Here is a 21,277-nt window from a genome sequence, read left to right as displayed (position 1 = left end):
GACCAGGAAGCGCTGCCACGGCTGATGGGGGAGTGATCGGCCGGAAGTGGCCGCCCCGCGGGGCGGCATGAAAAAAGCGCCCCGCGGGGCGCTTTTTGCTGGGGAATCACGGCGCGTGCCGCTTCCCCGCGGGCTCGATCAGGCCTGCTTGCGGCGGGCGACGAAGCCGGCAACGCCCAGACCAGCCAGGGCCAGAGCCAGGGCTTCGGGCTCCGGCACGGGAGCGGCCGCCAGCGTGACGGTGAACTTGCCACCGGTCTGGCCAGTGGCCACGCCGCCCAGCGACAGGGTGTATTGCCCGCGAGCCAGGTTGTCGAACGTGTAGCTCAGCAGGTTACCCGCAGGGGAAGTCTGCGAGATGTTGACGCCGTCGCCGGTCAGACTGAACGAGTTGACTGCAATGTTCTTGTCGCCCAGCGTGTTGATGATGAAGCCGTAGCCGACATTGGAGGCAGAGCCGATCTCGAAAGAGATCACGTCCAGGAAGGTCTGGTTCTTGCCGATGCTGATGTAGGTGATCTTGCCGGCGGGATTCTGGCCTTGCGTCCAGCCTTCTTCGCCGTAGGACTCCAGCAGGCCGGGAACAGTGACGGAGATCTCACGATCTGCTGCGGCGAAGGCCGAGGCCGACACGAAGGCGGCGAGGGCGATGGGCAAAAACTTCAACATCTGGAAATCCTGTAATTGGAATGAAGGCCCACGAGCGGGCCGTCGGTAAAGAAGCGCGATTCCCTTGATTGTCGGGGGCGGCCGAAGGGCGATGCACCCCCTGTCCAGGTGGGAAAACGCCGGAACAGCGCCGCACGTTCTCTCATGGCGAAATCGGGCGCCCTCTCTCCAGCGTCTCGACTCACTCACAACGGCGCGTCGGGGTGCTCGGCCTGCTGTGCGGCAGCCGCTGCAGCCGCCGCCGCAGCAGCAGCTGCCTCGGCCACATCGGGCGGGGCAGCCCAGCTTCGCAGGGCCAGCGCGGCATCGTCCAGGCCGATGCGGGCCAGCGACGAGAACAGCGCCAGGCCCACGTCCGAGTCCTCAGTGGCGATCTCGCCGAGGACGGCTTGCGCGCCCCGCAGTGATTCCGCCTGTTCCTTGCGGTTCAGCTTGTCGGCCTTGGTCAGCAACACGAGGAGCCTGACTTCGCCGGTGCGCACGCGGGGCGCCACGAAGTCGAGCAGCTGACGGTCCAGCTCGGTGAAGCCATGCCGAGAGTCGACCATCTGCACCACCGCCGTCAGATTGCGGCGCAGCTCGAGGTACTGCGCCATCACCTCCTGCCACCGCAGCTTGGCCGTGCGGTCGACCGCCGCATAACCGTAGCCCGGCAGGTCGGCCCACACCTGATCTGGGGCGGTCTTGGGGCCGACCTGGAACAGGTTGATGTGCTGGGTGCGCCCCGGCGTCTTGGAGGCAAAGGCCAGCTGGCGCTGCTGGGCCAGCGTGTTCACGGCGGTGGACTTGCCGGCATTCGAGCGGCCGACAAAGGCCACCTCGGGCAGCTCGGACGTGGGCAGCTGGTGCAGCTGCGCCGCGGTGGTGAAGAAGCGCGCCGAGTGCGCCCAGGCCAGCGCCTCACGGGCCTCGGGAGACCACTCGGGCGCGGCCACCTTGCGCGGGGCATGGCGGGCTCGACCGGGTGACGGTGTGACGGGCCGCGCGGGCTTCACATCGGACTTTGAACGGGTTGGCTTGGGTTGGCTCATGGGTCATTGTAAAATCCCTCGGTTTACCTGCATCAAATTGACGCCGATTACTTGTCGAACACGCGCTTCTTGACGTCCTTCAGGCTTCAGAAGTGCGCCGTGCGGCCACTACACTCGGCGTTCACCCAGCAGCCCCAACAAGCAACACACAGCCCCTACGCCATGAAGCGCTTCTCGAACCTGATTGCCCTTGCCTCGGTGGCCCTGTCCCTGTCCGGTCTGGCCCATGGCGCAGAAACCAAAGTCGCCAAGCCCGATCTGGCCGCGGGTGAAGCCAAGGCCACGGCCGTGTGCTCCGCCTGTCACGCCATCGATGGTTCGCGCGGGCTGGCGGCCAACCCCATCCTGCAGGGGCAGCATGCCGATTACCTGGTGAAGCAGCTGATGGAGTTCAAGGAAGGCAAGCGCAAGAGCGCCGTGATGAACGGCATGGCCGCGCCGCTGACGCCGGAGGACATGCGCAACCTGGCCGCCTTCTACGCCAGCAAGAAGGCCCCCGTCGGCACGGCCAAGAACAAGGATCTGGTGGCCGTGGGTGAACGCATCTACCGCGGTGGCATTGCCAAGAAGGCCGTGCCGGCCTGTGCTGGCTGCCACAGCCCGAACGGCGTCGGCATTCCTTCGCAGTACCCGCGCCTGGGCGGCCAGCACGCCGACTACGTGAAGGCCCAGCTGGTCGCCTTCCGCCAGGGCGAGCGCACCAACAATGCGCAGATGATGGCGATCTCCGCCAACCTGAGCGACAAGGAAATCGAGGCTCTGGCCGACTACGTGGCCGGCCTGCGCTGACCGCCGGTGAGCCGGTTTGCTCGGCACCCCGGGAACGCACCCGGGGGCTGAATCAACAAGGCGGGAGGCCCTTTTCGGGGCACCCGCCTTTTTTGCTGGCCGCCGTGGTTCGCGCCGCGGCGGTCTCATGACATGAGTGCCCTCCCGACCTCCGCGCCTTCTGCCCCCCCGACCCGCCCGCCGCGTGCCTCCTGGCAGCGCGAGGGGCTGGAGTTGCTGGCCTCGATGCGCTTTGCCATCGCCCTGCTGACGGTGATCTGCATTGCCTCGGCCATCGGCACGGTGGTCAAGCAGGGCGAGCCGCTGGTCAACTACGTCGACCAGTTCGGGCCATTCTGGGCAGATGTCTTCGGCTCGCTGGGGCTGTACCACGTCTACAGCTCGGTCTGGTTCCTGGTGATCCTGGCGTTTCTGGTGGTCTCCACCAGCCTGTGCATTGCCCGCAATACCCCGAAGATCCTGACCGACTGGCGCACGCACAAGGAGCATGTGCGGGCCAGCGCGCTGAAGGCCTTCCATCACCGTGCCGAGGGGCATCTGCCTCAGCCGCTGGCGCAGACGCAGGACCAGGTGGCCCGGCTGCTCGCCAGCCAGGGCTGGTCCGTCAAGACGCAGGTGCGCACCGACGGGGCAGAGCAGGGTGTGATGTTCGGCGCGCGCCTGGGCGCGGCCAACAAGCTGGGCTACATCGCGGCCCACAGTGCCATCGTGCTGGTGTGCCTGGGTGGCCTGTTCGATGGCGACCTGATCATCAAGGTGCAGGCCTGGGCCAACCAGCTGCAGCCCTTCCAGGGGCGCATCGAGTCCGACCGCGGGCGCCTGTCGGTGGACAACCCGGCCTACCGGGGGCAGCTCTTCGTGCCCGAGGGCCAGCGCAGCAGCGCGGCGGTGGTCAACCTGCCTGATGGCATGCTCGTGCAGCCGCTGCCTTTCGAGGTCGAGCTCAAGCGCTTCAAGGTGGACTACTACGACACCGGCATGCCCAAGCGCTTTGCCAGCGACATCGTGATCCACGATGCGCGCACGAAGACGAGCAAGCCGTTCACGGTCGAGGTGAACCACCCGGTGGTGTACGACGGCGTGACGATCTTCCAGTCGAGCTTCGAAGACGGGGGCTCGCAGCTGAAGCTGAAGGCACGCGGCTTGGGCGCCGGGCCGGAGCCGGAGCGCGTGCTGGATGCGCGTGTGAACGGTGAGGCCTTCTCCATCCCCAATGCGTGGTGGGTGAGCCAGGGCGGAGGCGCGGGGGTGGGCGACGTGCGCCTGGAGGTCACCGAGCTGCGCGTGATCAACGTGGAAGACCTGAGCACGGCGCGGCAGGGCCCGGTGGCGGAGGCCGAGGCGGCCGACGCAGCCGCTTCGGCCGCGGGGGGCAAGGATGTGCGGGGCGTGAACCTGAGCGGCATCACCCAGCACCTGGGCTCGGGCGCGCGTGGGGCGAAAGCCAAGCAGCTGACCAACATCGGCCCCTCGGTCAGCTACAAGCTGCGCGACGCCGCAGGCCAGGCGCGCGAGTTCCAGAATTACATGGCGCCGGTGACCCTGGACGGCCAGGCCGTGTTCCTGCTGGGCGTGCGGGACACGCCGGCCGAGGCCTTCCGCTTCCTGCGGGTGCCGGCCGATGACCAGATGTCGATCGAAGGCTGGGTGCGTCTGCGTCGCCACCTGAGCCAGCCAGCCCTGCGCGCGGAGGCGGCGCGCCGCTTCGGCCGCATGGCCGCTCCGGCCAGTCGCACTGACCTGCAAGACCAGCTGGCCGACTCTGCGCGGCGTGCGCTGGAGTTGTTTGCCGGGGCGACGTCGCCGAAGGCGGCGGCTGCAGCCACGACGGGGGCGGCGGCATCCGCGCCGTCTGCACCGGCACCGGGGGCCGGGGCCCTGATGGGCACGGATGCGCCGCCGCAAGGCGGGCTGCAGGCGCTGCAGGACTTCATCACGGCCGTGGTGCCCGAGCCCGATCGCCCGCGCACGGCCGAAACCCTGATGCGCATCCTCAACGGGGCGCTGTTCGAGCTGGCCAATCTGGGCCGCGAGCAGGCCGGGCTGGCGCCGTTGCGCCCGGATTCGCCGGCCGCGCTGGCCTTCATGACGCAGTCGGTGCTGTCGCTGTCGGATGCCGTGTTCTACCCGGCGCCGGTCGTCTTCACGCTCGATGGCTTCGAGCAGAAGCAGGCCAGCGTCTTCCAGGTGACGCGCACGCCGGGTCGCAATGTGGTCTATCTGGGTTGCGTGTTGCTGATCGTCGGCGTCTTTGCCATGCTCTACATCCGCGAGCGTCGCCTGTGGGTGTGGCTGCAGGACGATGGCCAGGGCGGCAGCGCCGTGCGCCTGGCCCTGTCGTCGACGCGCCAGACGCTGGACACCGACCGAGAATTCGACCGCCTGCGCGACGCCCTGCTGGGCCCGACGCCGGCCGCATCCACCGGCGCCCCCGACGCCCGTGCCTGATCCGAGGAGTACGACGAGATGAACACCACCACTTCCACCGCACTGCCTGGCGCGCCGGCAGCGCGTCGCCCTTTGACCGACTGGCTGTTTGCCCTCGTCGTCATGGCCGTGGCCGGGTGGGCCTGGCAGGCGCACGGTGCAGCCATGGACGGCTATGAGAAAGCCATTCTGGCCGGGGCCGTGCCCAGCCTGATCGCGCTGGGCTGGTTCTGGAAGCCGCTGCGGCTGCTGCTGGTGGGCTGCGGCCTGGCCACCTGGGCCGCGATGGCGCTGTACCTGCGTACGACCGACGCGCACGGCGCCGACCTGGCCCAGGCCGACAACGTGTTCCTATTGAAGTACTTCCTGTCGAGTCAGAGCGCCATTCTGTGGATGAGCGTGCTGTTCTTCCTGAGCACGGTCTTTTACTGGCTGGGGGTGGTCAGCAAGGGCGACACCGCCACCCGGCTGGGCTCGCGCTTTGCCTGGGCGGGGGTCTTCATGGCCCTCACCGGCACGCTGGTACGCTGGTTCGAGAGCCACCAGATCGCGCCGGACATCGGCCACATCCCGGTCAGCAACCTCTACGAGGTGTTCGTGCTGTTCGCGTGGCTGACCACCGCCTACTGGCTGTACTACGAAGACCGATTCGCGAAGATGGGCCAGGCGCTCGGATCGCTGGGTGCCTTCGTGATGCTGGTGGTGAGCGCCGCGGTGGGTTTTCTGCTGTGGTACGCCGTGGTGCGTGGCGCAAGCGAGATCCAGCCCCTGGTGCCCGCCCTGCAGAGCTGGTGGATGAAGCTGCACGTGCCGGCCAACTTCGTGGGCTATGGCACGTTTGCGCTGGCGGCCATGGTGGCCTTTGCCTACCTGGTGAAGCACCACGCCGGCGAAACCCGCTGGTGGAAGCTGGCCCCGCTGTGGCTGATGGGCGTGGTGCTGTGCTTCGAGCCGGTGGTGTTCCGCGCCAAGCCGGGCGTCGAAGGCGGGCTCAGTGCCTACTGGGCCGTGTACTTCGGCATCTCGGCGCTGATCGTGGCCGGCATCGTGGCCGCCCGCAAGCCAATTGCCGCGCGCATGCCGGCCTTCGACGTGCTGGATGACGTGATGTACAAGGCGATTGCCGTGGGCTTCGCCTTCTTCACGATCGCCACCATCCTGGGCGCCTTCTGGGCGGCCGAGGCCTGGGGCGGCTACTGGAGCTGGGACCCCAAGGAGACCTGGGCCCTGATCGTGTGGCTGAACTACGCGGCGTGGCTGCACATGCGGCTCATGAAGGGCCTGCGCGGCGCGTTTGCCGCCTGGTGGGCGCTCGCCGGCCTGCTGGTGACGTCGTTCGCCTTCCTCGGCGTCAACATGTTCCTGTCGGGCCTGCACTCGTACGGCGAGCTCTGACCTCGGGCCGGGGGCGCGATGCAGCCGCGTGCCGACGCCACCGCCTCTGCACTGCGTGAGCGCCTGGCCCGGGACGCCTGGTTCCGGCACGCGACGCCGGCGTTGCAGGACGGCCTGCTGGCGCTGGGCGGGACCCGCCGGTTGAACACCGGAGAGCACCTTTTTTTCCGGGGCGATGCCCCTGACGGGCTGTATGCCGTGCTGGACGGTGCGCTGCGCGTGAGCGGCCTGGGCGAAGACGGCAAGGAAGCGGTGCTGGCCTTGCTGGAGCCGCCCGCCTGGCTGGGCGAGGTGTCGCTGTTCGATCGCCTGCCCCGCACGCACGATGCCGTGGCCGAAGGGCCGACCGAGGTCTGGCATGTGCCGCAGGCACCGTTGCTGGCGCTGTTGGCGCGCGAACCGGGCTGCTGGCGGGACCTGGGCGTGCTGATGGCCACGCGGCTGCGCCTGGCCTTCATCGCGATGGAGGACATGGCCCTGCACCCCGCCGAGGCCCGCCTGGCCCGTCGGCTGGTGTGGCTGTGCGAGGTGGCGGTGGCCCAGCGTCCGGCCGGAGCGGCCGGCGGCGAGGTGGTGCTCCCGCTGCGGCAGAGTCAGCTGGCGGCGATGCTGTCGCTGTCGCGCCAGACCACCAACCAGATCCTGCAGGGCCTGCAGGACCGCGGGGTGCTGCGTGTGGCCTACGGTCGCATCACCGTGTGCGACGGGCCGGCGCTGTGCGAGGCAGCCGGGCTGTCGAAGGCCGAGCAGGTGGTGCTGTCTCAGTGGCGCGGCGGGGGCGAACCGGGCCCTGCGGATTCCCCGCGGTCTGCCTGAGCGGCGCCCCCTGAGCCGCAGGCCGGTGTCGGCCGGCCGTCCCGGTGCTTTCCCGCGTTTGTCGCGCAGCTGACAGGTCGCCCGGCGGTGGCTTTTCATCATCGCGGTCCCCCCACAAGAATCGAGGAGACCGCCATGCCCCGTCCGCCCCTTTCTGCCGGTTGGCCGCCCCGCCGCCCGCGTGTGCCCGTGCGCTGGTCTGCCAGCGTGGCCCTGCTTGGTGCCGCGGCAGCCGTGCAGGCCGCGCCCACGTATCCCAACCAGGAGGTGGTGTGCGGCTTCAACGCCGAGCGTGAACAGCAGCGCCAGGCCTCGGCCGCGCGCTTTGCTCAGCCGGTGGTGCAGCAGATGAAGGTGAACGGGGCACTGGTGTGGACGGCGGGCGGTGCGAACCCCCGGCCCACCCTGCGGCCGGGCGACGTGGTCACGCTGCTGGGCTCGGGCTTTGGCGCGGGCACCGACATCGACTTCAGCAAGATCATGATCGGCAACAGCCGGGCGCTGGAGACGACGCTGCAGATGTACGAGCAGAAGCTCGACATCCTCTCCACGCTGAACTACGAGACGGGTGTTTCGCGCAGCCACTGGCCGCGCGACGTGCTGCACTGGTCGGACACCGAGGTGCAGTTCACCGTGCCCTCGCACGCCAGCAAGGGGCCGCTGAAGCTGCAGGTGCAAAAGCGCACCGGCTTCAACGCCTCGCTGACCCGCCCGGGGCAGCCGCACAACGTCATTGATGCACAGGTCTACCGCATCCCGTCGCCGGCCGACACGAACTGCGACGTGGTGTCGGTGCTGTCGGCCGAGTCCAAGGCGATCGCCCCGATCGACGTGGCGGTGCTCAACCCGAGCTTTGCCGACATGCTCAAGCGCGGCCGCGAGATCTTCTGGTCGTACGACTACAACCTGGGCCTGAGCCACAAGTACAAGGGCCTGGAGTGGGATGCCATCGTCAAGGGCCAGGCGACCGACCCGTACACGCGGCAGAAGGCCGACCCGGCGCGGTTGTTCGGGGCGGTGCGCAACGTGGCGGGCCAGGTGCCACCGGAGTCGATCGACGACGTGTACTTCAAGCCCTATCCGCAGTTCAACCCGACGCCGGGCTTGCTGGCCATCGGCGAGCAACTCAAGGAAGGCCTGACGCGCACCACGGGCTGGGCCGGCTACCGCTACGCCGAATCGCAGCACCCGTTTCTGGGCAAGGGCGCGTGGATCGGCTTCAACTGCGCCTCGTGCCACGGCTACCAGATCAGCTACCAGAAGGGCACGAGCACGGTCACCAAGGTGTTCCCGGGCCTGCCGAACCCCGGCTGGACGATGAAGTGGGCGGCGCTGGGCACGGGCACCGGCAAGACGACCTCGAAGTTCGCGTACGTGAACGAGGACGAGCATGGCCCGAAGTGGGCCAGTGGCAAGGCCCGCGTCGACAAGACGCCGCTGATGTACCTGATGCCGCCGGGCACCGGGGAGGCCACCATCACGCGCACGGCAGGCGAGGGCGGGCTGTACGACAACGACTACATGTTCAACCCGACGGCCATCCCGAACGTGACCTTCCACCTGCCGATCCGGCGGGCGCTGTCGCACACCGAGTCGTACGTGGGCTTCGAGGGCTCGTACGTGCACGCCGAGGAGCCGGACGGCGCGATGGGGTCGATGGACGCCACGTCGCTGAAGGCGCTGACGGCCTACATGTCGACGCTGGATCAGGACGACGACGTCCTGCGCGATGTGGGCATGTACCGGTGGCTCAAGTTCACCGGGCGGCTCGGCGCCCAGACGGGCTCGGGCCTGCTGGGCGAGGGCAGCTTCGTGCAGCAGGGCTGGCGGGCCTATGACGGCGTGAAGGCCGCCGTGGCCCGCGGCAAGGGCAGCTTCGACCAGGCCTGCGCCCGTTGCCATCAGGACCAGCTCGGCGCGCACACCAGCGAGATCATGGTGCCGCTCAACGAGGTGGGGCGCTTCTTTGCGCCGACCGACTTCCAGCGCAAGCAGCAGGCCATCCGCGCGACCTACCTGCGCAACCTGTACTGGGTGAGCTCGCGCGGGCTGCTGTCGGACGGGCACGTGCGCAACCTGGAGGACCTGGTGCACCCGGACCGCTGCGATGCACAGTCGGCGCTGTACCGCCAGTACTACACGCTGCACAGCCCGGTGCGACCGGCGGCCGGCACGCCGGACCAGCCTCTGGCGGCACCCGACCTGAACCGCCGCGGCGACGTCTTCCGGGTGTACCGCGAGAAGCCGCAGAACCTGCTCGACACGGTGGCGCCGGCCCGCAACCGCTTCGTCGAGCGCCACAAGTATTTCAGCACGGTGGCGTGGGACGCGTCGCACTACTACTGGGACTTCCAGAAGATGCGTGCGCAGTACGGCCCCGATGAAATGGGCTCGCCCGCGCCCATCGGCCTGCCGGCCACGCCCCACCCGTGGTGTGCGCCGAACAAGGAGGCCGTGGCCGACCTGGTGCAGTACCTGCTGACGCTGTGACGTGAAGCGGATGGCGATGACGCGCAAGAGTGGGTCGGTTGCGCTGGCGCTGATGGCCTCGGCGCTCGCGGCCGCCGTGTGGTGGCCGGGGGCGTGGCGACCGGTGAACGAGGGCCAAGGGCCTGCCGGTGGCACGGCGCCCATGGCCACGGCCAGCGCGGGCATCGGCGCAGAGGCCGGCCTGCGCAGCCCCGCCACGGCAGACCGTGCTGAAGTGCCGGGCCGCGGCAGGCCGTTGGCGCACCCGGATGCGGTGGGCGCGGTGCTGGCGCAGGTGGCCGAGGCCGGGCGCAGGGCCGCGCCCGCGGCGCCGCACGCGCAGGCAGCCTCGGCCGCAGCCCGGGCGTTGCAGGCTCCGCCCTATCCACCGGCTGCCCAGGCCGATGGCACCCGCACGAGGGTGGCCGGCCGCGTGCTGTCGGTCGAGACCGGCGCCGATGGGCTCGTCGTGCTCGGCATGGCGGCGGGGGAGGGCGAACCGGCCTTGCGTCTGGTCCTCGCGCCCGGCGTGGCGGCGACATCACCGGATCGGCTGCCAGGGCAGATGGCCACGCTGGACTGCCTGCCTCACGGGCGCATCATGGGCGTGCCCGTGATGGCCGATTGCCGTTAGGAGGGCGAAGCTGGCCCGGTGCTTGCATACACCAGACACGCGATGGTCCGTTCTCCTATGGCGTGTTTCACGTCTGTGCCGCCGGCTTGCCCGGCGGCTTTTTTTTGTGCTTGGCGTGCCGATAAGATGGGATCCCGATACCACGCGAAGCGATTGATCCACCATGCTCCATGTCCTGCGCGACGCCGAGGGCCGCCTGCTGAGCCTGCACCGCGAGCCCGTGCCGGGCGGCGAGGCGCTGCCGCCTGATCACCCCGAGGTGGTCGCCTTTCTGGGGCAGGACCGGGATCAGCAGCGTTTTGCCGCGCTGGATGCCGACCTGGTGCGGGTGCTTGAAGACTTGATCGATGCGCTGATCCGACTCAACTTAATCAACATCACCGACCTGCCGCCCGTGGCGCTGGCAACGCTGTTCTATCGCAAGCACTTCGGCGAAGGCATGCAGGCGCATGCGCTGTCGCTGTTTGGTGCGCCGGCGCACCAGCCGGGGGACGCCGGCAGCAGCCAGGGCGCGCCGGCGGGCTCAACGTGGGGCGATGGGATCCTCCCGCCCGACTTGCCGCGCTGAACAGCGGCGCTGAACCCGGGCGCTCAACCCCGCATCACGCGGTGGGTGAGGGCAGGCAACTGCCGCCGCACCTCGTCCTGCCGTGCGCGATCAAGCTCGGCCAGCACCACCCCGGCGCCTTCCGGCTGAACGGCGAGCACCTCGCCCCACGGGCCGACCACCAATGAGTGGCCGTACGTGCGGCGGCCGTTCTCGTGCAGACCGCCCTGGGCGGGGGCCAGCACGTGGCAGAGGTTCTCCACGGCGCGGGCGCGAAGCAGCAACTCCCAGTGCGCCCGACCGGTGGTGTCGGTGAAGGCGGCCGGCAGCACGATGAGGTCGAGCGGATCGGGCTGACCCAGCTGCCGGAAGAGTTCGGGAAAGCGCAGGTCGTAGCACACGCTCAGGCCCACGCGCCAGCGATCACCGGCTCGGTCGGTGAGCCAGAAGGCGGTCGGGCTCTCGCCAGGCGTGAGGGTGGCGGCCTCGTTGTAGCGGCGCTCGCCGTCGTCGAAGCAGAACAGGTGGACCTTGTCGTAGCGGGCCACACGCCGGCCGGTCGGGTCGTAGACCAGGGTGGTGTTGAAGACGCGGTTCGCCTCATGGCTCGTGATGGGCAGCGTGCCGCCGATGACCCAGACGCCGTGCGTGCGTGCGGCCTCGGCCAGCATCGCCTGCATGGGCGCGACGGCTGGGTCGGCGGCCCCGGCCAGGGCCAGGGGCTCGGCGATGGCGAGCTTGTCGGCATCGCGCAGGCCCATCAGGCAGAAGTACTCGGGCAGGGCCACGAGCTCGGCGCCGGCTGCGGCAGCCTGTGCGATCAGGGCACGGGCCTGGTCGAGGTTGTCGGCCACGCGGGGCGTGGAAACCATCTGGAGGGCGGCGACTTTCATGGTTGCCATCATCGCGGAAGCACGGGCCCGCGGGCAAGGCGGGCGGCACGATGCCCCGCTGTCAGTGCGTGATGGCCACACGCACGCCGCGGGCCTCGGCGCCCTGCTCGGGCAGCGCCTCGAACGCGATCTCGACCGTGATGCGCGCGCGCACCGCGTGGGGCCCGAGCTGGCCGGGCGCGAAGCGGGCCTGCAGGAAGGCGTTGTTGGCTGCGTGTTCGAAGGCCGCTTCCAGGCGCTCGCCGACGGGTTCCGTGCGGCGCACGTGGCCGCGCTCGTCGATGTAGAGCGCGAGCTTCATGCGCACCACCGGGGTGGCCGGGCGCACACCTTCCGGGTAGTCGATCACGATGGGGCCGAGGGCGTGCGGGGGCTGGGTCAGCGCCTGCCGCGGCAACCAGCCCAGGGCGTCTTCACCGGGCGGCGGACCGAGGTCGGTGGAGACAGGGCCCGCATGTGCCGTCCCGGGTAGGGCCGTTGCGGCGGGCTGCGCGTCGTCCAGCGGTGACAACACGGATGCCGTCTCGGTGGATGGCGCTGGCGCGACCCGCGTGGCGGGCTGCGGCTCGGTGGGCGTCGCGGGGGGCTCGGCCGTCGAATCTGTGGCGGGCGCGATGGTGGGCGCGACCCAGCGTACCCGCAGCGCCTGGCTGCGTGCCTGGGGCTGGTTTGCCGGCGGCGCGCCGTCAGTGCGCAGGCCTGGTCCGCCCGCGGGCTGCCCGCCTGCACCGAGCAGCAGCGTCGCGTGCAGGCCGATGGCAGCGGCCACGGGGGCCAGCAGGCGGGCGCTCAGCATGTTCGGCTCAGGGCAGCAGCTCGCGCCACGACGTGCGGCGCGGGGTGTCGCCGGCGCTGCCGGTGCTGACGCCGGGCTTCTCGATGCGCAACTCGGCGTTGCTTGACGGGATCAGCAGGCGCGAGGTGCCATCGCTGAGTTGCACCCAAGTCAGGCCCATGCCGAGGTTCTTGCCCAGCTTGTTGCCGGCCGTCGAGCCGCTCGACAGCACGGTCGAACCGTTGTTGACGTTGAAGTAATACAGCCACGATTCGCCCGAGGCCGAGCAGGTGTCGCTGGTCGGGATGGCCGAGACGGCCGCCAGCGTGTTGTACTGCAGGGACATGTCGATGGCGATGCGTTCGTTGGCGTTCGGCAGGTCCACATACCAGCCTGCCTTGGTGCTCCAGTCGACGGCATTGCTCGTCACCGTCGCGGTGTTGCCGGAGACCGTCAGGGTCTGCGCCACCACGGTGGAGAGGTCGCGCAGCACGCCCCAGCCGGTGCTGGTCAGCGGGTCCTTCACGGCGTAGATGGACTGCACCAGGTTCTCGGTGGCGTCGTTCAGGTCGCTCTTGCCCAGGTAGCGGCCGGTGCCGGCCAGCACCACCGGGTAGGTGGCCGTGCCATAGGTCACCTCGGCCAGCTCCAGGCGTGCGGTCACGGGCTGCGCGTTGCCGTTGGCGTCTTCCAGCTGGGCCAGCAGCGTGGCCTTGGGCACGAAGGGGGTGCTGGTGCCGTCGGTGGCCACGGTGGCCGGGCCGTCGATTTCGAAGCGCCAGATGTTGCCCAGCATGTCCGCTCCGTAGAAGCGCAGGGCGGTGTTGTTGGCCGCCTCCGGCACCCAGGCGTTGAGCTTCATCAGCCCGCTGGGGGTGCTGGTGTTGCCCGCGGCCGTGGTGCCCGTGATGTAGGTCGGCACGGTGTGCAGCAGCGCGCCCGTGCCGGCGTTCAGCACGAACAGGTGGCCGTTGCCATCGCCCGGGCTGACGTTGTTCAGCCCCGAGGTGAAGACCACCACCCAGGTGCCGTCTGCGCGCTTGGTGACCACGGGCTGACCATAGCTGAGGCCCAGGTTGTCGTGCGTGAACTCCCACAAGGCCTGCGGGCTGGCCGGGTCAGTGATGTCGAGCGCGTAGTAGCCCCGGCCACCGGCGCCCAGGCCGCCGATCAGGATGGTCTTCCAGTTGCTGCCCACCTTGATGTCCGCCACCACGGGAGGCGCATCGACGTAGAAGCGATGGCGGGTGGTGTATTCGGTGTCGGCCAGACGGTAGAGGTGAGGCAGGACCATCGAGGGCACGAAGGCCCAGAGTTCGGTGCCGCCATCGCTGCCGGGGGCGCTGCGCGCCGCCGAGAAGGCGTGCAGCATGCCGTCGTTGGCGGCCACATACAGCATCGGCTTGCGGCTGGCTTTGGATTGCTTGAACTCGCCATAGCCCGTGTCGCCATAGCCGAAGACGGGCGGGCCGACGTACACCGGCGAGCCGCCGACGATGTCGCCGAGCTTGTGTTTGCGTGCGCGGAAGAGCCCGTAGTCGCCCAGCGTGCTGCCTTCATGGGTCGGATCGCCGCGCAGGTAAGACAGCAGCGTGGTGCCGTCGTTGGCCATATCGAGCGGACTTTGGGTGAAGCCGCCTGAGTTGGTCGTCGCCAGCTTGGGGCACTGCGCAGGTGTCGGGGTCTTGCTGCAGAGGTTCGAGAAGCCGCTGCCGTGGCCGTCCGCAGTCAGGTTGGCCCAGGTCAGAGCGCGCAGGCTGTGGGTGACCGCGCCATCGCCCGTCGTGCGCAGCATGTAGTGGATGCTGCGCGAGGCGGCCGTGGTAGCGTTGAGGCTGTCAAGACCGGTGAGCACGCTCCAGGCCTCGGTCTTGGTGATCTCGCCCGTGGTCCGGTTGACTTCAAAGTCATAGGCCTTCACATCGCCGGTCCACGCCACGGTGGCGTAGGAGGCCAGATAGATCTGGTCGGTGCCCTGCACCGGCTCCAGCGAACTGGTGGCCGCCGACGTGCCTGCGCCATTGACCTCGTCCAGGTCCTTGAACATCTGGTTGAGTGACTCCGACAGCGTCTGTGGGTCATCGGCCTTGAAGTAGCGGCCACGCCCGTTGACCGCGGCGTGCCACAGGTCATCGACGTTGTTGGCCGAGCCGCCGGTGCTGCTTTCCACAGGCACGGGCCACACCGCCGGACCGTTCTTCAGGTTGACGTAGTCACCCGTGGCCTGCGTGAGGTAATTCGGGTCGTATGCCAGCGTGCCCTTCACCCCCAGCCCGATGGTGAAGGTCGTCATGTGCTGGTGCGTGGCTGCGTCGCGGCCGGAAGCCGTCACGTCGTTGCCGCACACGTTGACACCGAGGCTGCCGGTGCAATTGTTCAGCCCCTCGGTGCGCAGGTCGGTGGCGTAGTAATACTGCGCCACGTCTGCCAGGCTGTTGCTGGAGCCGCCAGCGGTGCTGGTGACCGCCTCGGGCTCGCTCTCGGTCTGGGTGACCGCCACCAGGTCGGTGACGGCCGTGCTGTACAGGTTGGGGCCTACCGTGCTGTGCAGCGTGGTGGTGCCGTACGTGGGCGTGCTGGTGTAAGGGGTGCTGCTGACGCAGTTCGTGTTCGTTGAGCCCGACACGGTGCCCCAGCTTCCAGTGCTCGTGCTGACCGGCACGTTCTCCGCCCGGCTGATCTCCGTGCTGCTGGTGGTCGTCCAGTCACCGTAGGTGTCCCGGGTCACGCGGCCGTTGGTGGTCTCGACCGTGTGCGTGCGGGATTGCGTCACGTCGGCCACCACCGTGGTGCGCGTGTAGATGCTCTGCGTCTGCTGCTCCGTCCACTGCGTGACCTTGTAGGGCTTGCGTGAGCCGCAGTACCACGTGTCCTTCGATCCGGTGGCGACGGTGCGTCGCTGGTTCTTCTGCGTCAGGTACGTGGAGGCGGTCTGCTGCTGGGGCGACTGGCGGGTGATCGTGCTGGTCGAGGTCACGACGATGGCGGCGCCGTCGTACATGGGGCGCACCTCCAGGCCATCCTGCTGCCCGACGAGGTCGGTGCCGTTCAGTTTGAGCGGACCGTAGGTGGTGCTTTCGCTGCCGGTGTTCCAGTAGCCGTCGGTTGACAGCAACGCGTAATTGCGCTGGCAGCTGTACTGAACCGGGTCTTGCTCGCTGGTCTGGCCCGGGGCCTTGCCGGCAAAATAGCGGCCGGCCTTGGACAGCGCGCCGCGCAAGGGCGTGGTGCCGCTCGCGGGCGCCTTGAACAGTTGGCTGTAGAAGCGCACCTTCTGCGTGTCATTGAAGTCGGCCACGGGCAGGAAACTGGTGTCACCGAGCGTGGCGTCGCTGATGCGGGTGTAGCCGATGCGCTTCTTGTCGTCGAGGTCGGCGAAGGCCCGGCTCACACCGGTCTTCATGGTCAGCATGCGGGTGCGGTAGTAGCTGTACCAGTTGGCGTACTTCCCGGCCTCGTCCGAGGTGGCCGACACGGTCACGCCCGTGAACACGCGCGAGCCGGGCTCGTTGCCGATCCGGCTGCGGCATTCCTGGTAGAACGTGCTGGTGCTGTCGGCGCCCGCGCTGGTGTAGACCCAGTTCAAGGCCTGCTGCGCTCCGCGGTAGGTGTAGTAGGTCTGGCCGCTGCGGTTATTCGTGGTGACCGGGCCCACCGTCCAGCTGCTGTAGGTGCTGGTGGCCGAAGCGAAGTCGAGGGTGAAGGTGACTTCGCGCGAGGTGCTGTTGACCGCCGTGACGACCCCTGTCACCCAGTGCGCGGTATTGTCCGTGCTGATGGCTGCGATGCGGGCGCCCACCGTGATGTTGCTGGTGCTGGCGACCACGAGGCGCGCTGTGGTGGGGGCCACGGTGACCCCGGTGCGGCTGTGGGTGCCCACCGCCGGCATTGTCAGGCTGGTGCTGCTGGTGGTCGCCACACTGCCGCCGATGGTGGGCAGAAAGCCATTGGGCCAGGCGGCAGTGATCGACATGGCGGGAAACAGGCGCCCGTCGGCGGTCAAGGGCCGGTCGTAGGGCAGGGCCGGGTTGTAGCCCACGCCATTGCACTGCGACGACTTGTAGCCGTAGGTGTCGTTCGGGCTCATGTCATCCGGCATGTACTCCCAGCCCATGGAACCCGAGTCGTCGAGGATGAACAGGATGTTGGGCTTCGCCGCCGTCTGCGACGTGATCAGGGGCTCGCTGGCGATGTCGGTAAGGCCGCCATGCGCCCACGGGGCAGGCAGGGCGATGGCAACGGTGGCGAGAAGGGGCGCAGCGCGCGCGGCGAGTTGGCGTGACGACGACATGGTCGGGCTCCTGCTCAGAAGTGCACCAGCGTTTCGGTGTAGCTGACGGTGTTGCGGTCGCCCTGGATGCGCACGATCACGCGGTAGTAGGGGCTGGCGGCGCTGCCGAAGCGGGCGTAGTCGGCGTAGTCGAGCTTGCCGCGTTTGGTGGAGGTACCGCTGGTGCTGGTGGTCGGCATGGCGCAGGTCTCGGGGTTGACCTCACCGGCCGCCTTGCACATGCGGAAGATCACGTACTGAGCCGACCAGTTGCTCGGCAGTGTGCTGGTCGCGGCCTTGGGCGCGTGTACGCAGCCCACGCGGTTGCTGCTGACATGCTTGCAGTCGGCCTCCCAGACAATGAGTTGGCGGCTGGTGTCGTTCGGCAGCTGCTGGCCGGTGACGTCGAGCTTGCTGTTATCGACCGAGGCGTAATAGCCCGCGGTGCTGAGGTCGACCTTCTTGTCGGTGACGGTGCGCAGAGCCTGGATGGCCTCCTGCGCAACCGTGTCGGCCGTGAGGGTGGCAGCCTGCTTGAAGCCGATGTTGCCGAGCACCAGCGTGCCCGTGCCGATGGAACGCACGAGCGCGACGCCAGCGAGCGACAGGGCCACCAGGGCCAGCAACGAGAAGACCAGCGAGATGCCGCGGGCCGCAGGAGAGTGGATGGGGGTCATGGCCGGTGCATCCTCAGCTGTTCCACAGCACATTGCGCAGCGGGATCACCGTGTCGAACACGCGGTAGCGGTAGTGCTGCCACTCGGTGTCGGTGCTGGGCGTGGCGAAGTTGACCCGCAGGGCGTAGCAGCGGTCTGCCGTGGCGCCGTTCTTGCACTTGCCTTCGAGGGTCGGGCTGCCGGGGTTGGTCTTCGGGTTCGCGGTGGTCAGGACCAGCGTCTCGTTCTGGCCCAGGTTCCATTCGGGCTCGGCGGTGGTCACGGCCTCCTTCTCGCGGTTGCTGCTGCGGGCCACCAGCACCACGCGCACGTTGAGCACGCGCGACCAGGTCATGAAGTCGCTCGGCGTGGTGTCTGTGTACTGGTCGACGACGCCGTTGCCATCGTTGTCGAGCCCGTACAGGGCCTGCAGGTTGACGATCTGGGCGAACACCACACGGGCGGGCGACGTGCCGTTGGCGTTGGCGCCGCTTTCGGCACCGCTGGTGCCGCTCAACTCCGTGTAGACGAGGTTGTTGTCTGCGACCGAGTAGGTCCGGTTCACCATGCGCCCGAGGTTGACGAGCGTGGTGCCCGAAGCGTAGCCCCCGGAGGGGAACACGGCGGATTCGGTGTTCCAGCCGGTGGTGGCCGCGGCGTGGGGCACATTGGTGTCGGTCAGGCTGAACGAACTGTCTGTGGCGACCTGGAACAGCGTGCACGGCGCGCCGCTGCCCCAGGTCGAGGGAACGGCGGTCACCAGATCGCCCGAGGTCATGCCGAACGACGACTTGACGATGAAGACGCCGGCGGTCTGGGCATGGGCGGCCGTGAGGATGGCCGGCACGGCTGCACCGGGGCTGTCGCTGCGCAGCACGCGCACGGTGTCCGGTGCGCCGGATGCGCCCTGGGTGATCACCACCGGCGCCAGCGTGAAGCTGGCCGACGTGGCAGCGCTCGCCCCCGCGCCCTTGTAGCGGTAGTTCACGGTGCAGCCCAGCGCGCTGGGGTTGACCGCCAGACCATAGCCCGCGTTCTGCACCTCGCGCTGCAACGCAAACAGGGCCAGGGTGCCGTTGACCTGGGCATCCGAGCCCGAGGTGGCGGCGCGCTTCTGGCCTTCCGCACGGATCAGCACCTGCGAGACGATGACCGTGGTCAGCATGGCCAGCACCAGACCGACCATCACTTCGACCAGGGTGAAGCCGCGGGTGCGTGCAAGGGGGTGTGCCGGGGTGTGCATGTCACTGGGCCGCGACGATGGTCGTCTGCGTGCTGTAGTTGCGCAGTTCGCCATTGGCGGTCTTCCACTGCAACGTGATCGAGACCAGGTTGCCCGAGACCGAGATCGTCTGCGTCTGCCCGGCGCTGCCCGGCAGCACGGTGGCCACCTTGTTGCGCCACTCCTGGCATGCGGCGTAGCTGGTGGGGCAGCCGTTGTAGCTCGTCAGATGAGCCAGGTCGCCCCACATGCGGGCCTGCAGTTCCGATGCGAGGTAGGCGGCATCGGCGCGGTCGCGCGCCTCGGCCTGGGCTCGGTTCATGCGTCCCTGCAGGCCGATGAGGGCCAGCACGCCGATCGCAAAGATCACGGCGCTGATCAGCACCTCGAGCAGCAGAAAGCCCCGCTGGTGGCGTGCACGCGGCGGGGGCAGGACAGGGCGACGGGTCATGAGGCGCTCCCGCTGGGGGCCGGGGTGGGGGCGGTGTAGTCGCAATGCCGGGCGTCGGTGCTGCCCACGGCGGGGTCGCACAGGCGGATCTGGCCACCCGGCGTGATCTCGATGCGCAGCGGGCGATCGCCGGTGGAACTCGCGTCGGCCGGATAAGCGATCGCAATGGCATGCAGGTCGGTGGCGACGCTGGCCGAGGCGATGCGGCCAAAGCCGTCGAAGGTCACCTTGTTGGCGCTGGTGCTCAGGTCAGGCCGCGTGCCGGAGATGGCCACACGGCTGCCGCCATCGCCCGCGTTGTGGGCCACGACCAGGCGCGGGTCTTCCGAGGTGGAGGCGGCGGTGCCGCACTTGCCATCCGGGTCATCCAGGCTGACCACCCACGAGGTGCCGCTGGCCGCGCGGGTGCAGTCGTTGTTCAGCACGTCGGCGTCGGTCAGCGTGACCAGCCAGAACGTCACCGGGGTGTTGCGGCGCACGGCTTCCGCGCGGGCGCGCTGCAGACCGCTCTGCATGGATTCGGCCTGGTTGCGGATGCGCAGGTTGCGCATCCAGGCGCTGACATCCGGTGCCACGGCCGCCATCATCAGACCGAGGATGGCCATGGCCACCACCATCTCGACGAGCGTGAAACCGCGGGCACGGGTGGGCATGGTGGTATCCGGTCAGTCGCAGGCCGTGCCAGAGCGGCTGGCCCAGCACGACAGCGCAACGGTGCTGCCTGCGAAACGGGTCGTGGCCTTCTGGTCGCTGCTGTTGAGGGTGTAGATGAAGGTGTCTGCCCCGCCGCTCGGGGCCACTGCGCCGGCCTTGCCGGTGGCCGTGAGCGTGTAGGTCTGGCCCGAGCTCGCGGTGGCGCAGGTCAGGTTGAAGTAACGCGTCGTGGTGGATGCGGGCATGGCCAGACCACAGGTCGTGCCCGACGCCACCCCGTAGTTCTTGTTGTCCTGGTAGTACTGCTCCATGCGCACGCCGTAGTCGGCCAGCAGCGTGAAAGCCTCCTGCATCTGGCCGCGCCGCACGTAGTCGGTGTAGGCGGGCAGGGCCACGCTGGCCAGGATGGCCACGATGGCCACGGTGATCATCACTTCGATCAGCGTGAAGCCTGCGGCCGTGAGTCGGCCTTGAAAAGAAGAGGGGTGCACCATGCCAGCGTCCTTGCGTTAGAGGAAATCATGTGCGGACGAGGCAGATTGTTGGCAGGCACGGCGCACCGCCATGGGCGGAAAACCGTGTGAAAGTGCGCGCATTCCAGGGGGCTTACGATCTGTAACAAGCGCGTGACGAAGCCCCCGCGCACGGCGGGTGCCGTTTGTCGGTGCAGATCGACCGGCTTTCCGTCAGCCGCGCGCCACTGGCCGAGCCGGGTCGGCGCACCAGGCGCTCCACGAGCCGCCGTACAGCCGCATGACCGGCAGCCCGGCGTGGGCCATGGCCAGCGCGTTGTGGCAGGCGGTCACGCCCGAGCCGCACTGGTGCACCAGCGTGTCCAGCGGGCGGCCGTCCAGCAGGGTGAGGTAGGCTGCGCGCAGCGCTTCAGGGGGCTGGAAGCGTCCGTCGGGCGCAAGATTGAGCTGGAAGAACCGGTTCAGGGCGCCGGGGATGTGGCCTCCCACCGGGTCGAGCGTCTCGTTCTCGCCGCGGAAGCGGTCGGGCGCACGGGCGTCGAGCAACAGCATCGTGCCGGGCCGGGCGAGCGCCGCCTCGACGTCCGCTGTGTCGAGCAGCCAGCCGGTCTGAGGCGCGGCGACAAAATCGCCCAGGGCCGGGGCAGGGGGCGTGTCGGTGCTCACGGCGCCGGAAAGGGCCTGCCAGGCGTTCCAGCCGCCATCCAGCACCTGCACCGCCTCGTGGCCCAGCCAGCGCAGCATCCACCACAGCCGGGCCGCAAACATGCCGCCGCTGGCGTCGTAGGCGATCACGCGGGTGCCGGGCCCGATGCCCCAGCCGCGCGCCGTGGCCGTGAAGTCCGCGATGGCGGGCATGGGGTGACGGCCGTTGTGGCCCGTCTTCGTGCCGGACAGGTCGTGGTCCAGGTGCGCGTAGAGGGCGCCCGGGATGTGCCCTTCCCGCCAGGCAGCCTGACCGGCGGTCGGGTCGGCCAGGTTGAAGCGGCAGTCGATCACCCTCACGTCGGTCGGCCGGGTGGCCAGCAGGTGGGCAAGGTCGGCAGCAGCGATCAGCGGTGAAGTCATGGCAGCGGGCTCGGCAGGTGAGACACCCACCGATGGTG

At 68.9% G+C, this 21,277-nt stretch carries 18 protein-coding genes; 7 read left to right on the top strand and 11 right to left on the bottom strand.

Annotated elements, in window-relative coordinates; translation table 11 throughout:
- Positions 1-138 precede the first annotated feature (138 nt).
- Both Q0Z44_RS07010 and yihA read right to left on the bottom strand, forming a co-directional pair.
- Positions 139-669: an FxDxF family PEP-CTERM protein gene (locus tag Q0Z44_RS07010; protein ID WP_298011417.1), complete on the bottom strand. Its 531-nt coding sequence runs from the start codon at positions 667-669 to the stop codon at positions 139-141.
- A gap of 185 nt (positions 670-854) precedes the next feature.
- Entirely contained in the window at positions 855-1,700 is an 846-nt protein-coding gene (yihA, locus tag Q0Z44_RS07005) for a ribosome biogenesis GTP-binding protein YihA/YsxC (RefSeq protein ID WP_298011416.1), read from the bottom strand.
- A 162-nt stretch (positions 1,701-1,862) separates the two neighbouring features.
- On the opposite strand from yihA, the gene Q0Z44_RS07000 reads away from it, so the two are divergent.
- From Q0Z44_RS07000 to Q0Z44_RS06970, 7 genes are all read left to right on the top strand, one after another.
- Positions 1,863-2,489, top strand: a complete 627-nt coding sequence (locus Q0Z44_RS07000; protein ID WP_298011415.1) for a c-type cytochrome — start codon at positions 1,863-1,865, stop codon at positions 2,487-2,489.
- 132 nt (positions 2,490-2,621) lie between these two features.
- The gene (locus tag Q0Z44_RS06995; RefSeq protein WP_298011414.1) at positions 2,622-4,937 is read left to right on the top strand and encodes a cytochrome c biogenesis protein ResB; all 2,316 of its coding nucleotides are present in this window, start codon (positions 2,622-2,624) and stop codon (positions 4,935-4,937) included.
- A gap of 18 nt (positions 4,938-4,955) precedes the next feature.
- A complete protein-coding gene (ccsB, locus tag Q0Z44_RS06990) occupies positions 4,956-6,311 on the top strand; it encodes a c-type cytochrome biogenesis protein CcsB (protein ID WP_298011413.1) in 1,356 nt (451 codons plus the stop codon).
- An 18-nt stretch (positions 6,312-6,329) separates the two neighbouring features.
- Positions 6,330-7,127, top strand: a complete 798-nt coding sequence (locus Q0Z44_RS06985) for a Crp/Fnr family transcriptional regulator (protein WP_298011412.1) — start codon at positions 6,330-6,332, stop codon at positions 7,125-7,127.
- Between the two features lie 135 nt (positions 7,128-7,262).
- The gene (locus Q0Z44_RS06980) at positions 7,263-9,617 is read left to right on the top strand and encodes a hypothetical protein (RefSeq protein WP_298011411.1); all 2,355 of its coding nucleotides are present in this window, start codon (positions 7,263-7,265) and stop codon (positions 9,615-9,617) included.
- 16 nt (positions 9,618-9,633) lie between these two features.
- Positions 9,634-10,230 carry a hypothetical protein gene (locus Q0Z44_RS06975; RefSeq protein ID WP_298011410.1) on the top strand — a complete coding sequence of 199 codons (597 nt, stop codon included), beginning with the start codon at positions 9,634-9,636 and terminating at the stop codon, positions 10,228-10,230.
- Between the two features lie 163 nt (positions 10,231-10,393).
- Positions 10,394-10,798, top strand: a complete 405-nt coding sequence (locus Q0Z44_RS06970; RefSeq protein ID WP_298011409.1) for a hypothetical protein — start codon at positions 10,394-10,396, stop codon at positions 10,796-10,798.
- A gap of 23 nt (positions 10,799-10,821) precedes the next feature.
- Here the strand turns inward: Q0Z44_RS06970 and Q0Z44_RS06965 are convergent, their stop codons facing one another.
- From Q0Z44_RS06965 to Q0Z44_RS06925, 9 genes are all read right to left on the bottom strand, one after another.
- On the bottom strand, positions 10,822-11,670 hold the full coding sequence (locus tag Q0Z44_RS06965) for a carbon-nitrogen hydrolase family protein (protein ID WP_298011408.1): 849 nt from the start codon (positions 11,668-11,670) through the stop codon (positions 10,822-10,824).
- 61 nt (positions 11,671-11,731) lie between these two features.
- Positions 11,732-12,466 (bottom strand): hypothetical protein, encoded by a 735-nt coding sequence (locus Q0Z44_RS06960; protein WP_298011407.1) that lies wholly within the window; start codon positions 12,464-12,466, stop codon positions 11,732-11,734.
- Between the two features lie 7 nt (positions 12,467-12,473).
- Positions 12,474-16,736, bottom strand: a complete 4,263-nt coding sequence (locus Q0Z44_RS06955) for a PilC/PilY family type IV pilus protein (protein ID WP_298011406.1) — start codon at positions 16,734-16,736, stop codon at positions 12,474-12,476.
- A gap of 14 nt (positions 16,737-16,750) precedes the next feature.
- The gene (locus tag Q0Z44_RS06950; RefSeq protein ID WP_298011405.1) at positions 16,751-17,392 is read right to left on the bottom strand and encodes a pilus assembly protein PilX; all 642 of its coding nucleotides are present in this window, start codon (positions 17,390-17,392) and stop codon (positions 16,751-16,753) included.
- Positions 17,393-17,405: 13 nt separating this feature from the next.
- Positions 17,406-18,614 (bottom strand): PilW family protein, encoded by a 1,209-nt coding sequence (locus tag Q0Z44_RS06945; protein WP_159098802.1) that lies wholly within the window; start codon positions 18,612-18,614, stop codon positions 17,406-17,408.
- Position 18,615: 1 nt separating this feature from the next.
- On the bottom strand, positions 18,616-19,044 hold the full coding sequence (locus Q0Z44_RS06940; protein WP_298011404.1) for a prepilin-type N-terminal cleavage/methylation domain-containing protein: 429 nt from the start codon (positions 19,042-19,044) through the stop codon (positions 18,616-18,618).
- On the bottom strand, positions 19,041-19,697 hold the full coding sequence (locus Q0Z44_RS06935; RefSeq protein ID WP_298011403.1) for a GspH/FimT family pseudopilin: 657 nt from the start codon (positions 19,695-19,697) through the stop codon (positions 19,041-19,043). The genes Q0Z44_RS06940 and Q0Z44_RS06935 overlap by 4 nt, the downstream gene beginning before the upstream one ends.
- A gap of 12 nt (positions 19,698-19,709) precedes the next feature.
- Positions 19,710-20,192, bottom strand: coding sequence for a type IV pilin protein (locus tag Q0Z44_RS06930; protein ID WP_298011402.1), 483 nt, complete (start codon positions 20,190-20,192; stop codon positions 19,710-19,712).
- Positions 20,193-20,384: 192 nt separating this feature from the next.
- Entirely contained in the window at positions 20,385-21,239 is an 855-nt protein-coding gene (locus Q0Z44_RS06925; protein ID WP_298011401.1) for a sulfurtransferase, read from the bottom strand.
- Positions 21,240-21,277 lie beyond the last annotated feature (38 nt).

It is taken from the genome of uncultured Aquabacterium sp., from assembly GCF_947366995.1.
Lineage (GTDB): Bacteria > Pseudomonadota > Gammaproteobacteria > Burkholderiales > Burkholderiaceae_C > Aquabacterium.
Note: the sequence above shows the minus strand (reverse complement) of the source record. Positions and strands in the feature narration are given on the sequence as shown.

Excerpts from the sequence above, each read along its gene's own strand:
- Q0Z44_RS06995 (WP_298011414.1), top strand. The coding sequence starts at position 2,622 with ATGAGTGCCCTCCCGACCTCCGCGCCTTCTGCCCCCCCGACCCGCCCG.
- Q0Z44_RS06925 (WP_298011401.1), bottom strand. The coding sequence starts at position 21,239 with ATGACTTCACCGCTGATCGCTGCTGCCGACCTTGCCCACCTGCTGGCC.
- Q0Z44_RS07010 (WP_298011417.1), bottom strand. The coding sequence starts at position 669 with ATGTTGAAGTTTTTGCCCATCGCCCTCGCCGCCTTCGTGTCGGCCTCG.
- Q0Z44_RS07000 (WP_298011415.1), top strand. The coding sequence starts at position 1,863 with ATGAAGCGCTTCTCGAACCTGATTGCCCTTGCCTCGGTGGCCCTGTCC.
- Q0Z44_RS06960 (WP_298011407.1), bottom strand. The coding sequence starts at position 12,466 with ATGCTGAGCGCCCGCCTGCTGGCCCCCGTGGCCGCTGCCATCGGCCTG.
- Q0Z44_RS06945 (WP_159098802.1), bottom strand. The coding sequence starts at position 18,614 with ATGCACACCCCGGCACACCCCCTTGCACGCACCCGCGGCTTCACCCTG.
- Q0Z44_RS06980 (WP_298011411.1), top strand. The coding sequence starts at position 7,263 with ATGCCCCGTCCGCCCCTTTCTGCCGGTTGGCCGCCCCGCCGCCCGCGT.
- Q0Z44_RS06950 (WP_298011405.1), bottom strand. The coding sequence starts at position 17,392 with ATGACCCCCATCCACTCTCCTGCGGCCCGCGGCATCTCGCTGGTCTTC.
- Q0Z44_RS06940 (WP_298011404.1), bottom strand. The coding sequence starts at position 19,044 with ATGACCCGTCGCCCTGTCCTGCCCCCGCCGCGTGCACGCCACCAGCGG.
- Q0Z44_RS06975 (WP_298011410.1), top strand. The coding sequence starts at position 9,634 with ATGACGCGCAAGAGTGGGTCGGTTGCGCTGGCGCTGATGGCCTCGGCG.
- Q0Z44_RS06930 (WP_298011402.1), bottom strand. The coding sequence starts at position 20,192 with ATGGTGCACCCCTCTTCTTTTCAAGGCCGACTCACGGCCGCAGGCTTC.
- yihA (WP_298011416.1), bottom strand. The coding sequence starts at position 1,700 with ATGAGCCAACCCAAGCCAACCCGTTCAAAGTCCGATGTGAAGCCCGCG.
- Q0Z44_RS06970 (WP_298011409.1), top strand. The coding sequence starts at position 10,394 with ATGCTCCATGTCCTGCGCGACGCCGAGGGCCGCCTGCTGAGCCTGCAC.
- Q0Z44_RS06985 (WP_298011412.1), top strand. The coding sequence starts at position 6,330 with ATGCAGCCGCGTGCCGACGCCACCGCCTCTGCACTGCGTGAGCGCCTG.
- Q0Z44_RS06935 (WP_298011403.1), bottom strand. The coding sequence starts at position 19,697 with ATGCCCACCCGTGCCCGCGGTTTCACGCTCGTCGAGATGGTGGTGGCC.
- Q0Z44_RS06965 (WP_298011408.1), bottom strand. The coding sequence starts at position 11,670 with ATGAAAGTCGCCGCCCTCCAGATGGTTTCCACGCCCCGCGTGGCCGAC.
- Q0Z44_RS06955 (WP_298011406.1), bottom strand. The coding sequence starts at position 16,736 with ATGTCGTCGTCACGCCAACTCGCCGCGCGCGCTGCGCCCCTTCTCGCC.
- ccsB (WP_298011413.1), top strand. The coding sequence starts at position 4,956 with ATGAACACCACCACTTCCACCGCACTGCCTGGCGCGCCGGCAGCGCGT.